The organism is Pseudomonas sp. SDO5522_S412, assembly GCF_054071215.1.
This window is the reverse complement of sequence record NZ_JBSVWQ010000036.1, coordinates 28,761-42,312: the sequence shown is the minus strand read 5'-3', so window position 1 is coordinate 42,312 and position 13,552 is coordinate 28,761. Positions and strand designations below refer to the sequence as shown.

12 protein-coding genes are annotated in these 13,552 nt (G+C 61.0%); 1 reads left to right on the top strand and 11 read right to left on the bottom strand.

Going from position 1 to position 13,552, the window contains the following annotated elements; translation table 11 throughout:
* Window positions 1-91: 91 nt before the first annotated feature.
* The 10 genes from ACW9I6_RS11135 to ACW9I6_RS11090 form a co-directional block, all read right to left on the bottom strand.
* On the bottom strand, window positions 92-1,489 hold the full coding sequence (locus ACW9I6_RS11135) for a sigma-54 interaction domain-containing protein (RefSeq protein ID WP_134326862.1): 1,398 nt from the start codon (window positions 1,487-1,489) through the stop codon (window positions 92-94).
* Window positions 1,486-3,057, bottom strand: a complete 1,572-nt coding sequence (locus tag ACW9I6_RS11130; protein WP_008436992.1) for an ABC transporter ATP-binding protein — start codon at window positions 3,055-3,057, stop codon at window positions 1,486-1,488. Before ACW9I6_RS11130 ends, ACW9I6_RS11135 begins: the two co-directional genes overlap by 4 nt.
* A gap of 11 nt (window positions 3,058-3,068) precedes the next feature.
* The gene (locus tag ACW9I6_RS11125) at window positions 3,069-4,091 is read right to left on the bottom strand and encodes an ABC transporter permease (protein ID WP_003208019.1); all 1,023 of its coding nucleotides are present in this window, start codon (window positions 4,089-4,091) and stop codon (window positions 3,069-3,071) included.
* Window positions 4,091-5,152: a microcin C ABC transporter permease YejB gene (locus tag ACW9I6_RS11120; RefSeq protein WP_003208021.1), complete on the bottom strand. Its 1,062-nt coding sequence runs from the start codon at window positions 5,150-5,152 to the stop codon at window positions 4,091-4,093. Before ACW9I6_RS11120 ends, ACW9I6_RS11125 begins: the two co-directional genes overlap by 1 nt.
* Window positions 5,152-7,011, bottom strand: a complete 1,860-nt coding sequence (locus ACW9I6_RS11115; protein ID WP_003208022.1) for an extracellular solute-binding protein — start codon at window positions 7,009-7,011, stop codon at window positions 5,152-5,154. Before ACW9I6_RS11115 ends, ACW9I6_RS11120 begins: the two co-directional genes overlap by 1 nt.
* 140 nt (window positions 7,012-7,151) lie before the next feature.
* On the bottom strand, window positions 7,152-7,433 hold the full coding sequence (locus tag ACW9I6_RS11110) for a peptidylprolyl isomerase (RefSeq protein WP_003208024.1): 282 nt from the start codon (window positions 7,431-7,433) through the stop codon (window positions 7,152-7,154).
* Between the two features lie 87 nt (window positions 7,434-7,520).
* A complete protein-coding gene (locus ACW9I6_RS11105; RefSeq protein WP_102370284.1) occupies window positions 7,521-8,378 on the bottom strand; it encodes a response regulator transcription factor in 858 nt (285 codons plus the stop codon).
* A 56-nt stretch (window positions 8,379-8,434) separates the two neighbouring features.
* Window positions 8,435-9,853: an aminotransferase gene (locus ACW9I6_RS11100; RefSeq protein ID WP_177123062.1), complete on the bottom strand. Its 1,419-nt coding sequence runs from the start codon at window positions 9,851-9,853 to the stop codon at window positions 8,435-8,437.
* A gap of 25 nt (window positions 9,854-9,878) precedes the next feature.
* A complete protein-coding gene (locus ACW9I6_RS11095) occupies window positions 9,879-10,979 on the bottom strand; it encodes a polyamine ABC transporter substrate-binding protein (protein ID WP_457339288.1) in 1,101 nt (366 codons plus the stop codon).
* 104 nt (window positions 10,980-11,083) lie between these two features.
* A complete protein-coding gene (locus ACW9I6_RS11090) occupies window positions 11,084-11,578 on the bottom strand; it encodes a DUF1543 domain-containing protein (protein ID WP_003208031.1) in 495 nt (164 codons plus the stop codon).
* A gap of 108 nt (window positions 11,579-11,686) precedes the next feature.
* Between ACW9I6_RS11090 and ACW9I6_RS11085 the strand changes: the two genes are divergently transcribed.
* Window positions 11,687-12,508, top strand: coding sequence for an aldo/keto reductase (locus ACW9I6_RS11085; protein ID WP_177050094.1), 822 nt, complete (start codon window positions 11,687-11,689; stop codon window positions 12,506-12,508).
* A gap of 55 nt (window positions 12,509-12,563) precedes the next feature.
* On the opposite strand, the gene ACW9I6_RS11080 is transcribed toward ACW9I6_RS11085, so the two are convergent.
* Window positions 12,564-13,079, bottom strand: a complete 516-nt coding sequence (locus tag ACW9I6_RS11080; RefSeq protein WP_003208034.1) for an Hcp family type VI secretion system effector — start codon at window positions 13,077-13,079, stop codon at window positions 12,564-12,566.
* Window positions 13,080-13,552: the final 473 nt, after the last annotated feature.

Below are 13,552 nucleotides of genomic sequence, written 5' to 3'. Positions count from 1 at the left end.
GTAATTCAGGCACTGACACACCGCATTCGCGAGCAAGCCCGCTCCCACATTGGATTTTCTCTGTATTTGGAATTGTGTCTCTTTTTGGAGACTAGGCGATGCCTAGCGCAACCATTTTCTTGTACAAGGTCGACCGGCCCAGCCCCAGCCGCTTCGCCGCCTCCACCACATTCCCTTCACACGCCTTCAACGCCGCCCCAATCACCTGCCGATCAAACCGCTCCCGGGCCGCGCTGAAACTCTCGCCCTCAACGGTCTCTACCGAACTCTGCTCAACCGGGCTGAATGTACCAATTGCTGCGCGAATTTCACTGGCATCCAGCACCAGGTCATCACTCAACAGTGCCGCCCGCTCCAGCACATTGCGCAGCTCGCGGATATTCCCCGGCCACGCATGCTGCGCCAATAACGCCAAGGCCTCGCGGTCCAGCTCATGCTGGCTGCGCAACTCCTCCAGAATCGCCTCGCTCAACGCCGGCAAATCATCCAGCCGCTCGCGCAGCGGCGGTACCTGGATCGGCAGCACATTCAGCCGGTAATACAGGTCCGCCCGAAACTCCCCGCGCTTGATTGCCGCTTCCAGGTCCATGGACGTGGCCGCAATCACCCGCACATCGCTGTGGATCATCTCGTTGGAGCCCACCGGCTCGAACTCTTTCTCCTGCAACACCCGCAGCAATTTGCTTTGCAGTGGTAGCGGCATGTCGCCGATCTCATCCAGAAACAGCGTGCCGCCCTGGGCAATCTGCAACTTGCCGGGGCGGCCCTTGCGGTCGGCGCCGGTAAACGCGCCGGGCGCGGTGCCGAAGAATTCCGCCTCCAGCAAATCATGCGGGATGGCTGCGCTGTTGATGCTGACGAAAGCTTTATGGGCGCGAGGCGATGCACCATGAATCGCCTGGGCCAGCAGCTCCTTGCCGGTCCCGGTTTCCCCCAGCAGCAACACTGGCGACTCCGCGCTCGCACTGCGCCGCGCCCGACGTTTGACTTCCAGGCTGGCCGCGCTGGTGCCGATAAAGTGCGCGAAGTTGTATTTACTCTGCCGCGACCTCAGCAGCGACCGAGTGGAAGCCAGTTCCTGCTGCATGCTCAGGTAACGCTCGATCAGCGGCGACAGGTTGCGCAGCTCATCAAACAACGCAAACCCGATGGCGCCGATCACCTTGCCGGCGTCGTCATGGATCGGCAGGCGCATCACCACCAGCGGGCCTTTGGGCGTGTCCTGGATATCCAGCAATATCGGCTGGTCGTTACGCACCACCTGGCGCAACAGGCTGTTGGAAATCACCTGCTCGCAGGGTTGCCCGATGGCTTCGTCGGCGCTTTTCAGGCCGAAGCGCTTGGCGTAGCGCTCGTTCATCCAGACGATGTTCGCGTCACCGTCGACAATCACCGTGCCTTCGCTGGACTGCTCGATGATCTCGAACAGCGACTGGATCGCCAGGCCGCGAACGTATTGGTAATCCTTGAGGCTGCCAGTGGTGCTCATGGGTGCGCCGCCGCGAGGAGTTCCCGGGTGTAAGGGTGTTGAGGCGCGGCAAACACTTCATCGCTGGGCCCGCGTTCCACCACCTTGCCGTCCTTGATCACGATCATGTCGTGGGCCAGGGCCCGCACCACCGCCAGGTCATGGCTGATAAACAGGTACGTCAGGCCGTACTTTTCCTGCAGCTCAAGCAGCAGGGCGACCACCTGTTTCTGCACGGTACGGTCCAGCGCCGAGGTGGGTTCGTCCAGCAGGATCAGCGCCGGCTTGAGCACCAGCGCACGGGCGATGGCGATGCGCTGGCGCTGGCCGCCGGAGAATTCATGGGGGTAGCGATGGCGGCTGGCAGGGTCCAGGCCCACATCTTCCAGCACGCGAATCACTTGGGCTTCGCGGTCCTTGAGGCTGCACGGCGCATGCACTTCCAGGCCTTCGCTGATGATCTGCGCCACCGACATCCGCGGGCTGAGGCTGCCGAACGGGTCCTGGAACACCACCTGCATCTGCTTGCGCCACGGCTGCATCTGCTTTTGCGTCAGGCCGTCGAGGGCCTCGCCCTGGAAGCGAATCGCGCCGCTGGAATCCAGCAGCCGCAGAATCGCCTGGCCCAGGGTGGATTTGCCCGAGCCGGACTCGCCGACAATCCCCAGTGTCTTGCCGCGCTGTACCTCCAGGCTGATGCCGTCCACCGCTTGCAGGTACTGCTTGCGCCGGAACAGCCCGCCGCCCAGCGGGAACTGCACACTCAGGTTATCCACCTGCAACACCGTCTCCCGCGCCTCGTGATTCAAGACGATGCCTGCCGGTTCAGCATCCAGCAGCAGGCGGCTGTAAGGGTGCTGCGGGGCGCAGAACAGGGTTTCGCAATCCGCCTGTTCGACAATCTCCCCGGCCTTCATCACGCACACCCGCTGGGCAATGCTGCGCACCAGGTTGAGGTCGTGGCTGATCAGCAGCAGCGACATGCCCAGGCGTTGTTGCAGTGACTTGAGCAGCAGCAGGATCTTGCGCTGCACCGTCACATCCAGTGCAGTCGTCGGCTCATCGGCAATCAGCAGTTCTGGCTCACAGGCCAGGGCCATGGCGATCATCACCCGCTGGCGCTGGCCGCCGGAGAGTTGGTGGGGGTAGGCCTTGAGGCGTTCCCGGGGTTTCTGGATGCCCACCAGTTCGAGCAATTCGAGGATCCGCGCCTGGGCCTGTTTGCCGCCCAGGCCCTTGTGCAACAGCAGGGTTTCGCCGATCTGCTTCTCGATGCTGTGCAGCGGATTCAGGGACGTCATCGGCTCCTGGAAGATCATCGCAATCCGGTTGCCCCGCAGTTTTTGCAGGGTGGCGGGCGAGGCGCCGAGCAGTTCCTGGCCGCGATAGCGCACCGAGCCGGTGGTTTCGGTGCCGGCTTCGGGCAGCAGTTGCAGGATCGAATGGGCGGTCACCGATTTGCCCGAACCCGACTCGCCCACCAGCGCCAGGCACTCGCCGGGGCGCACGTCCAGGCACAGCTTGCGCACCACGGTCTGGCCGTTGAAGGCGACACTCAGGTCGCGAATCTCGATCAGGTTTTCAGTCATCTCAACGGCCTTCATGAGCGTGGGTCGAAGGCGTCACGCAACGCCTCGCCGATAAACACCAGCAACGACAGGATCAGCGCCAGGGTGAAAAACGCGGTCAACCCCAGCCACGGCGCTTGTAGGTTCTGCTTGCCCTGGGCGATCAGCTCACCCAATGACGCGCTGCCGGCGGGCATGCCGAAACCGAGGAAATCCAGGGCGCTCAGGGTAGAAATCGCCCCGGTCAAAATGAACGGCAGGTAGCTCAGGGTCGCGGTCATCGCGTTCGGCAGGATATGCCGGCGGATGATCTTGCCGTCCCCCAGGCCCAACGCCCGCGCGGCCTTGACGTACTCCAGGTTGCGCCCCCGCAGGAACTCGGCGCGCACCACGTCCACTAGGGCCAGCCAGGAAAACAGTGCCATGATCCCCAGCAGCCACCAGAAATTCGGTTCGACAAAGCCTGACAGGATGATCAGCAGGTACAGCACCGGCAGCCCGGACCACACTTCCAATATTCGTTGCCCGAGCAAGTCGACCCAGCCGCCGTAATATCCCTGCAACGCACCCGCCGCGATGCCGATGGCGGCGCTGATGGCCGTGAGGGCCAGGGCAAACAGGATCGACACCCGGGCGCCGAAGATCACCCGCGCCAGCACGTCGCGGGATTGGTCATCGGTGCCCAGCCAGTTCACGCTGGAAGGCGGGCTGGGGGCAGGGCGGGTCAGTTCATAGTTGGGGGTGTCGTCGCTGAACGGGATTGGCGGGAACAGCATCCAGCCGCCGTCCTTCTTGATCAGGTTCTGCACGTATTCACTGCGGTAATCCGCCTGGAATGGCAGTTGCCCGCCGAACTCCTGCTCGGTGTAGCGCTTGAACACCGGGAAATACAGTTCGTTCTGGTAGCTGAGCACCAGGGGTTTGTCATTGGCGATCAACTCGCCGCCGAGGGTCAGGATAAACAGGCCGATAAACAGCCACAGCGACCACCAGCCGCGACGGTTTTTCTTGAAGCGTTCAAAGCGCCGACGGGCCACGGGAGAGAGCTTGAGCATCAGGCGTTCCTCGCGGCGAAGTCGATACGCGGGTCCACCAGGGTGTAGCAGAGGTCACCGATGAGTTTTATCAAAAGGCCAAACAGCGTGAAGATAAACAACGAACCGAACACCACCGGATAATCCCGTGAAACTGCAGCTTCGTAGCTCATGCGTCCGAGGCCGTCGAGGGAGAAGATCACCTCGATCAGCAGCGAACCGGCAAAGAACACCGCGATAAATGCCTGGGGAATCCCCGAGATCACCAACAGCATGGCATTGCGGAACACATGCCCGTAAAGCACCCGGCGTTCACTCAAGCCTTTGGCCCGGGCGGTGACCACGTACTGGCGGGTGATTTCATTGAGGAACGAGTTTTTCGTGAGGATGGTCAAGGTGGCGAAGCCGCCGATCACCAGGGCGCTGACCGGCAGTACCAGGTGCCAGAAGTAATCGGCGATCTTGCCGACGGTGCTCAACTGGTCGAAGTTTTCCGAGACCAGCCCGCGCACCGGGAACCAGTTCAACGAAGTGCCGCCGGCGAACACCACGATCAGGAACATCGCAAACAGGAACGCCGGCATCGCATAGCCAATCACGATCGCGGTGCTGCTCCACACATCGAAACTGCTGCCATGGCGCACCGCCTTGCGAATGCCCAGCGGGATCGACACCAGGTAGGTGATCAAGGTGGCCCACAGGCCGAGGGAAATGGTCACCGGCATCTTTTCGAGGATCAGGTCGGTCACGCTTTTGCCACGGAAGAAGCTGTTGCCGAAGTCCAACTGGGCGTAGCTCTTGAGCATCAGCCACAGGCGTTCCGGCGCGGGCTTGTCGAAGCCGTATTGTTTTTCGATGTCCTTGATCAGTTTCGGGTCCAGGCCACGGCTGGCCCGGGAGCCGCTGCTGAGGCTTTCGGCAGACGAGCCGCCGACGCCACCGCCACCGATGCCTTGCAGGTGGGCGATGGCCTGTTCCACCGGCCCGCCGGGCGCGGCCTGCACGATAACGAAGTTCACCAGCAGGATAATCACCAGGGTGGGAATGATCAGCAGCAGGCGCCGCACGATATAGGCAAACATCAGCGGGCTCCCGGGCGTTTGGTCAGTTCGGCTTTCATCTGCTCGTTAGTGAGCGGTGTGGGGCTGATTTCCCACCAGGTTTCCAGGGCCTCATCGGTCTTGGCTTCCACGGCCGGGCGGCCGAAGCGGTTCCACCACGCGGCGGAGGTGCCCGGCGGGTAGTAGTTGGGGATCCACAGGTAATTCCATTGCAGCACGCGGTCCAGGGCGTGGGCGTAACTGAGCATCAGCGACTGGGTATCAGCCTTGACCAGGCCGTTGATCAGGCTGTCGACGGCCGGGTCTTTCAGCACCATGTAGTTGTTGGCGCCGGTATCAAACGCGGCGGCCGAACCGAAGTAGTTGTACAGCTCCATCCCCGGCGAAGTGGTAACCGGGAAGCCGGTGACGATCATGTCGTAGTCCCGGGCCATCAGGCGGTTGACGTATTGCGAGGAGTCAATGCGGCGGATGTTGAGGGTGATGCCGATCTGCGCCAGGTTGCGCTTGTACGGCAACAACAGGCGCTCAAGGCCGTTCTGGGCGTTGAGGAAGGTGAACTCCAGCGGCTCGCCCTCGGCATTCACCAGCTTGTCACCGTCGGGCTTCCAGCCGGCCTGTTCCAGCAGGGCCAGGGCTTGCAGCTGCTTGTCGCGGATCATCCCGGTGCCGTCAGTGGTGGGGGCCTTGAACACCTGGGTGAAGACTTCGTCGGGAATCTGCCCGCGCAAAGGTTCCAGGATCGCCAGTTCCTGGGCATCCGGCAGTTGGGTCGCCGCCAGCGGGCTGTTGGAGAAGAAGCTTTGCTGACGGATGTACATGTTGCGCATCATCTGCCGGTTGGCCCACTCGAAGTCCCACAGCATGGCCAGGGCCTGGCGCACGCGGCGGTCCTTGAACATCGGTTTTTGCACGTTGAACACGTAGCCCTGGGCCGGCTGCGGTGCCTCCTTGGCCAGGTGCGCGCGTTGCAGGCGGCCATCATCGAGGGCCGGGCCGTTGTAGCCGATGGAGTAGCCGGTGGCGGAGAATTCGCGGTTGAAGTCGTAGGCACCGCCCCGCAGGACCTGGCGCGCGACTTCGGTGTCGCCGAAGTATTCCAGGCTCAGGTGATCGAAGTTGTACAGGCCGCGGCTGATGGGCAGGTCTTTGCCCCACCAGTTCGGGTCACGCTTGAACGTGATGGTGTTGCCGGCATCCACCTTGCTGATGGTGTAGGGGCCGCTGCCGAGGGGAATCTCGTAGCCGCCGCCGTCGGCGAAGTTGCGGGTCTTCCACCAATGTTCGGGGAACACCGGCAGGGTCGCGACATCCAGGGGCAGGGTGCGGTTTTCATTGCTTGCGAAATCGAAGCGCACCTGGCGCGGGCCTTCGACTTCGACGTGTTTGACGTCGGCGAACAGCGTGCGGTAGCGCAGGCTGCCCTGGGTCATCAGCAGGTCAAAGGAGTAACGCACGTCTTCGGCGGTGATCGGTTGGCCATCGGCGAAGCGCGCCTTGGGGTTCAGGTAGAAACGCAGGGACAGACCGTCGTCTGACCGCTCCATCTTTTCCGCCACCAGGCCGTAGACCGTGTAGGGCTCGTCCAGCGAACGCAGGGCCAGGGGCGAATACAGCCAGCCGTCGACCTGGCTGACCCCGATGCCTTTGTCGCCATAAGGCAGTACATGGTCGTAGCGCCCGATTTCGATCGCCGAACGCCGCAGGCTGCCGCCCTTGGGGGCATTGGGGTTGGCGTAGTCGAAATGGGTGAAGCCGGGTTGGTATTTGGCCGGCTCGCCGTACACGGTCAATGCCGATTGCGGCGCGGCGATCACGGCGGTGCTGGCCAGCAACAGGGCCAGGGTGGAGCAAAACAGGGTAGAAAAAGCGACTCGCATTATCAGCCTTGGGCGCCGGGTGAAGAGGTAAAGGGATTTGTACGCTATGCGCGTACGCCTCGCCAGTCATCACACTGTCACAGATGCACAACGGCCCACCAAAGGGTGGGCCGTTGTTTTAAACATTAGCGCGGACTGGATCAGTCCTGACGGCTGGTTACTTCCAGCAGGTGATAACCGAACTGGGTTTTCACTGGGCCTTGCACGGTGTTGACCGGGGCGCTGAATACGACGGTGTCGAATTCCTTGACCATTTGGCCCGGGCCGAACGAACCGAGGTCGCCGCCTTGACGGCTGGACGGGCAGGACGAGTTGGCTTTGGCAACTTCGGCGAAGTCGGCGCCGCCTTCGATTTGCGCTTTCAGTTCGTTGCACTTGTCTTCGGTGGCAACGAGGATGTGACGGGCGGTGGCTTTGGCCATGAGGGGTATCTCCTTGGGTAAAAATGCTGAGCGTACCGGATTCAGGTGGTTATTTCCTGGCAAAGTTCCCCTGGGTTGCCTGGACGGTCAGGATCGGGCCATTACGCCGCTGTGGGTCAGCCAATCGATAAACAGCGCAAACAGCTCCGCCTGGGAGTTGATTTCAAGCTTGGTATACAAATGCTTGCGGTGCATGCGCACGGTTTCCGGGGAAATGCCCAGCACCTGCGCGGTGGATTTCACCGAGTGCCCGCGCAATATCAGGTGGGCGATTTCCCGTTCGCGCACGGTCAATACGCCGCTGCCAAAATGCATGAACGCCGCTTCAATCTGCTGATGCACCTGGGTCTGGGTGAAGGCCTCGTCGCTGATCACCTTGCATAACCCGCCCGTGGTGCCGAAGCGGCGCAGCAGTTCGCGCACGATGGGTTGGGCGGTTCGTTGCAGTGCCAGTTGTTCGTCGCTGAACTGGCCGGCACTCAGCCCCTGGAACATGCACAACGAAATCTTGCTGTTGGGGCACAGGTCGACGATGTAGTAGCTCTCCTGGGCGCCGCCGCTGCGCAGGTAGTAGGTTTTGTAGTACTCGCTGTTGAAGAAATCGTCCGGGGCGATCTGCGCCAGGTGGTAGAAACCTTCGGCCAGGCCCTTGTCTACCGCGAGACAGAACGGGTCCAGCAGGTAGCCCCGGGAGAAGTAACGGTTGATGATCTCTTCGTAGTGCGGCCGGGGGATGCCTTGCTGGTAGAGCAAGTGTGGCGCCTGACCCTGGCGCTCCAGGCTGATCATCATCGATTCGATAGGGGTCAGCGCACTGAGGGCGCAGGCCAGGTGTTCAAGGAATGACGCTTCGTCGACGCTGGCGAAGGCGTGGGCCAACGCACCATTCCAGGCGTCAAGCACCTGGAAGGACGGGGCAGGGCAGTGATCGGCATGCTCGTTCATGCCGGCCAGTCTACCCGCCGGCCAGGGCCCCGGCAAAAGCACCGGGGCGCCCAGGCTCATCGGCCTTGATACTCGCCGCTCTGGCGCAGCTCTTCGGCGGTGTCGAGGATGCACTGGCGCAGGATTTCCACCACTTGATCCACCTGGGCATGGGTGATGATCAGCGGCGGCGACATCACATTCAGGTGGCCAATGGGCCGTACCAGCAAGCCTTTGGCCTGGGCCCGCAGGTGGATCTTCTCGCCGATGTTCACCGCGTCCGGCAGCAGCGCCTTGGTGTGTTTGTCGGCGACGAACTCAATGCAGGCCATCAGCCGCTGGCAGCGCACATCGCCCACCAGCGGCAGGCTGGCCAGGGTTTGCAGGCGCTGTTCGAGGTACACGCCGACGTCTTCGACATGGGCCAGCAGGTTCTCCCGCTCGATGATCTCGATGTTCTTCAGCGCCGCCACGCAACTCACCGGGTGGCCGCTGTAGGTGAAGCCGTGGGTAAAGCAGCGGCCCTTGCCCGGCTCGCCGATCACTTGCCAGATGCGGTCCGAGAAAATACACGCGCCCAACGGCAGGTAGCCGGACGTCAGGCCCTTGGCGGTGGTGATGATGTCCGGTTGCATGTCGAACACTTCCTGGGAGGCGAAGAATTTTCCCAGCCGGCCGAAGGACGTCACCACTTCATCCGCCACGTAGAGCAGGTCATAACGTTGGCAGACTTCCCACATGCGCCGGTGGTAACCCTTGGGCGGAATGATCACGCCGCCCGAGCCCATGATCGGTTCGGCAAAGAACGCGGCCACTTTGTCGGCGCCGATGGTCAGGATCTTGTCTTCGAACTCATCCACCAGGAAATCGAGGAACTGCGCCTCGCTCATGCCCTGCGGCGCCCGGTAGTAGTTGGGGCACGAAATGTGGTGGAACAAGTCGCTCATGAAATCGAATTCCGGCGCGCGGTCGGCGGCCTTGTTGCCGATGGACATCGTGAGGAACGTCGAGCCGTGATACGCACTGAAGCGCGAGATGATGTGTTTCTTCTCATGCTTGCCGCGACTGTTCTGATAGAACTGCACCAGACGATAGGCGGTATCGACAGCCGTGGAACCGCCGGTGGTCAGGAACACATGATCAAGATCGCCGGGAGCCAGGCTGGCAAGCTTGGCGCACAGTTCGATAGCGGTGACGTTGGCCATGTCGCAGAACGGGTTGGAGTACGCCAGCTGGCGAACCTGGTTGGCGATGGCGTCTGCCATTTCCTCGCGGCCCAGGCCGATATTCGTACACCACATGCCGCCGACCGCATCCAGGTAGCGGTTGCCGGCGGTGTCGTAGATGTAGGCGCCGTCACCCGCCGCGATATTCAGTGAGCCTTGTTCACGGTGTTCGTCGAACATATGAAAACCGTGCATGTAATGGGCCTTGTCGGCGGCGTCCAGTTGGTCGTGGTCGAACTGGGCGAAAAAGTCAGGATTTGGCAGGGTCATGGCGTTTACCTTCAATGGCTGGGTTTCACTTGCCGGTCTTCACGGCATTCCAGGTACGGGTGATCAGGCGCACGGCGGCTTGGGACTGGCTTTTCTGGGTGAACAAGCGCTGCATCGTCGCCGGGTCCGGGTAGATGGCCGGGTTGTCGCGTATATCGGCATTTACAAAGGGCTTGGAGGCCAGGTTGCTGTTGGCGTAGTGAATGGTGTTGCTGACGCCGGCGATCACTTGCGGTTGCAGGAGGAACTCGATGAACTTGTGGGCATTCGCCACATGGGGTGCGTCGGCCGGGATGTAGAAGTTATCGAACCAGATCAGCGAGCCTTCCCTGGGGATGAAGTAACCCAGGTTGACCTTGGCCCCGGCTTCCGCCGCCCGGGCCTGGGACGTGGCGTAGTCGCCGGACCAGGTGGTGGCCATGCATAGCTCGCCATTGGCCAGGCCGTTGATAAAACCGCTGGAGTCGAATTTGCGGATGTACGGGCGCACGGCCATCAGCACGTCCTGAGCGGCCTTGAGGTCTTTGGGCGCCACGCTGTTGGGGTCCAGGCCGAGGTAGGTCAGGGCCAGCGGGATCATGTCGGTAGGGGAGTCGATGAAGGTGATGCCACAGTCGGCGAAGCGCGAAACGATCTTGGGATCGAAGATCATCGCCAGTGAGCCGATGGGCGCATCCGGCATGCGTTCCTTGATCTTGTCGATGTTGTAGGTCACGCCATTGCTGCCCCAGGTGTAAGGCGCGGAATAGGTCACGCCCGGATCATGGGTTTCCAGGCTTTTCAGCACTTGCGGGTCGAGGTTGTTCCAGTCCGGCAGCAGCGCTTTGTTGAGGGGCTGGAAGGCCTTGGCCTTGATCAGCAGCGGCACCAGGGACGCGTTGAGCACCACCAGGTCATAACCCGAGCGCCCGGACAGCAGCTTGCCCTGCACGGTTTCGTAGGAGTCGTAGGTGTCGTAGATCACCTTGATGCCGGTGGCTTTCTCGAAGTCGGCGAGGGTGTGTTCCCCGATGTAATCGGCCCAGTTGTAGATGCGCAAGGTGTTGCCCGGGTCGTCAGCGGCCTGGCTGACGGACGTTGATGCAAGCAATACAGCGCTGAACAGGGCGATAACGGCTTTATGCATGGCGAACCCACCTTGATGTTGTGCTTGTTGTCAGGCCGAGGGGCTGATTGCACTTTCAGGCAGGTGGCGGGTGGGGCGCCATACCCTGTTCGGGTAGGAGGCGGTCAGGGCAGTACGATGTAGTCGTTTCGCGTGATGACCGGGCGGTGTACGCCGGGTTCCAGGTGGATGTAGCGCCCGTCTACCAGGTCGATGGGCAGGCAGTCGTCGATATCCAGTACGCCGTCGGTGTGGGATTGCGTCCAGTGCGTGAGCATCTGCTGTTTGCCTTGGGCTGCCGCCTCCCTGGCCGTGCGCGCAACCACCAGCAGGTAGTGGTGTGCCTCGCCAAAGACGTTCGATTCATACCCGCCCAGGTTGATGAAGTACAGGCGCGGCGCCCCGGCGTTCGGCGCCAGGTGGCTGAGCTGGACTTTCCAGCCGTCAACGCCATCCACCGTCATCCAGGAGTCGATATGCACACCTTTCTGGCTGCCAAACCAGCCCTCGCGCAGTTGCGGGTAGGCGGCTTCCAGGGTGTCGGCGACGGCGAACACCACATCATGCACTTCGATTTTCGCCCGGGGGTGCTTACCCCCCAACATGACCACAAACAGCATTGCATGCCCTTTCTATGGCTGGGATGGAAAGGGCCACCTTCCTTCGATTGAACCCTTTTGTCCAGTCGGTGCCACACTGTTAATTCGCAAATTCATCAGGAGGTTGTCATGCGCACCATTGATCTGGCCGGCGTACCCGTCCCTGTCATCGGCCAGGGGACCTGGCGCATGGGCGAGGATCCCGGCAAGCGCAGCGCCGAAGTGGCCGCGTTGCAACTGGGTATCGATGAGGGCATGACCCTGATCGATACCGCTGAAATGTATGGCGAAGGCGGTGCCGAAGAAGTCGTCGGCGAGGCGATTCGCGGCAAGCGCGACCAGGTGTTCCTGGTCAGCAAGGTGTACCCGCACAATGCCAGCCACAAGGGCATTCCACGTGCATGTGAGGCCAGCCTCCAGCGCCTGGGCACCGACTACATTGATCTGTATCTGTTGCATTGGCGTGGGCAATACCCCCTTGAAGAAACGGTAGAAGCCTTCGAGCGCATGCGTGAGGCAGGCAAGATCGGTCGTTGGGGTGTGTCCAACTTTGATGTAGCAGACCTGCAGGAGCTGGCTTCCCCGGCCTGTGCCACCAATCAGGTGCTCTACAACATCGAGGAGCGCGGCATCGAGTTCGACCTGCTGCCATGGTGGCAGCAACACAATTTACCCTTGATGGCCTACTGTCCCATCGCCCAGGGTGGCGAGCTGTTGGCCAGCCCGACCCTCAAGCAAATTGCCCGTCGCCACGAGGTCACACCCGCCCAGGTTTCCCTGGCCTGGGTCTTGCGCCAGGACGGGGTGATCGCGATTCCCAAGGCGGTTACGCCAGAGCATGTCCGGCTCAATGCCGCAGCGGCGAAGCTGGTGCTGGATGAGCACGACCTGGACGCGATTGACCGGGTTTTTGGGGCGCCGAAGCGCAAGCATCCGCTGGCGATGGTCTAGTGGCCGACAGAAACGGTGCCGTCCATGGCGATGCCGTTTCTGTTTCGGTGGCTGCTTAGCCGGCTACCGGGCTGCGCCAGTCATCAGAGCCAGAGGTACCGGAGACCTCATGGGTCCAGACGATTTTCCGGTAAGTGAAATACACATCCTCCAGGTGCGTGAAGTGTGCGTTGTTCGGGTCCTGGCAATTGGGCATCCGTGACTGGATGTCCACCAGGATCGCGTCTTCCAACTCGATGGTGAAGTAGTGTTCCTGGGTTCCGGCTGAAGAGGTTCGGTACCACTCAAGGCGGCACTTGACCATTTCCCCGGAGGTCAATGCGCTGAACAGCAATGGCGACGATTTATCGAATACCTTGCTGATCATCAGGGGCTTGTGCACACGCTGGCCGGTGGGCTGGCCGGATTGCGGGTCACGGGGAATGATCACCTGATGCTGGAATGCTTCCACCAGGATCTGGTCTTCATGGCCTTCCTGGTAAATGTTGCCGACCGAGTCCTGGGTGAACGTGCCTGCCGTGATCAAGCCTTGCTTGGTGCCGGTGATGGATAGATACGCGGGTGTTGGCATGACGGTTTTCCTTGCCTGATAAATGAGGTCGTCCCGGCCGACGGACTTGCCGGCCGGGTAATGCTCGATATCAAGAAGCGTGCCGGAAAGTTTGAGCGTCAATGAAAGCAGGGGTTAAGATTTTATTGGTTTTAATTTTGAACGGCATTAAAGGTTTTAATTCGATTTAGTTGTATTTGTTTGCGCAGGGGTGTGCAGTTAGTTGCTCATGTTGATGGGCGTTGTTATTCGCAGAGTTCACCTCATTCATGATGATGCCTGGCGCCTTGGCTGCGCAAATTCTTGCGCGTCGGCGATTTTTCTATTCTTGTAGGAAACTCCTTAACTGCTATTTGGTGGCTTGAACAATGCTTTTTGCATGGATAAGGTTCGTGCTCTTCTCGTAGGGAAGGCAAACTTTAATCAATGTCCTGATGTGCGCTTGAATGGCCATTAGTTCACTGAACATGTTCAGGAAAGTAAAGTGCGGCCCA